Genomic DNA, 1,169 nt, shown 5'->3' with positions numbered 1-1,169 from the left:
GATGAGCCAAGGCATCCACCATGCGCCCTTTCCTACTTCTTTCGCTGTCCATATCTCTTAAAGAGCTATGGACGTTGCTCATACTTTCAGCTGTATTGTATTGTCTCAGCATACATATTTCTATGTAAGCCTCGTTAAGTCTTGAACTTTGCTACTTTACAGTTTTAGCTTGTGTCAATATGTCAAAGATCGGAGTAATGAATAATGCATAATGTATAGTGTATAATGTAGAAATTATAAATCATACATCAGCATCAGCATTACGTTGTGGAGAATAACGGATTCGAACCGTTGACCCCCTGCTTGCAAAGCAGGTGCTCTAGCCAGCTGAGCTAATCCCCCGTGAATGTTGAGGATTGAATGTTGAAGTAGTCCCAGGCAGACTTGAACTGCCGACCTCCACATTATCAGTGTGGCGCTCTAACCAACTGAGCTATAGGACTATGATACTTTTGAGGATTTGCATCCCCAGAATTACTCGTCCCGGCCAGTTGCGCTTCCAAGTCTCGGGGCTACAAAAGCCCGGCTTCCTTCATTCCCTTTATAGTAAACAGACAGCAGCGTACAAAAAGCCGGTAGAGGCGTCACCTTCAGGTTGACTGTCTCTTGAGCAATTATCTTGCCCTACCTTGCGTCCCTCCAGAAAGGAGGTGTTCCAGCCGCACCTTCCGGTACGGCTACCTTGTTACGACTTAGCCCCAATTACCAGTTTTGCCCTAGGCCGATCCTTGCGGTCACGGACTTCAGGCACCCCCGGCTTTCATGGCTTGACGGGCGGTGTGTACAAGGCCCGGGAACGTATTCACCGCGCCATGGCTGATGCGCGATTACTAGCGAATCCAGCTTCGTGGGGTCGGGTTGCAGACCCCAGTCCGAACTGAGGAGGGCTTTCTTGATTGGACTGACCTTGCGGGCAGCCGGCTTTCTGTACCCCCCATTGTAACACGTGTGTAGCCCCGGACGTAAGGGCCGTGCTGATTTGACGTCATCCCCACCTTCCTCACACCTTGCGGTGGCAGTGTCTCCAGAGTGCCCAGCATAGCCTGATGGCAACTGAAGAGAGGGGTTGCGCTCGTTATGGCACTTGAGCCGACACCTCACGGCACGAGCTGACGACAACCATGCAGCACCTTCACAGATGCCCCGAAGGGCGTCACCATCTCTGGATC

2 tRNA genes and 1 rRNA gene are annotated in these 1,169 nt (G+C 51.3%); all 3 read right to left on the bottom strand.

The features are described from left to right. Positions 1 to 268: 268 nt before the first annotated feature. Positions 269 to 342: transfer RNA gene (locus FYJ73_RS15645), tRNA-Ala, on the bottom strand. Positions 343 to 369: 27 nt separating this feature from the next. Then, positions 370 to 443, bottom strand: a tRNA-Ile gene (locus FYJ73_RS15640). Between the two features lie 200 nt (positions 444 to 643). Then, positions 644 to 1,169 (bottom strand): 16S ribosomal RNA (locus FYJ73_RS15635); the annotation flags it as partial.

It is taken from the genome of Hallella mizrahii, from assembly GCF_009695775.1.
GTDB classification, from domain to species: Bacteria; Bacteroidota; Bacteroidia; order Bacteroidales; family Bacteroidaceae; genus Prevotella; species Prevotella mizrahii.
The sequence above is the reverse complement of the archived record's forward strand: the minus strand, read 5'-3'. Positions and strand labels throughout refer to the sequence as shown.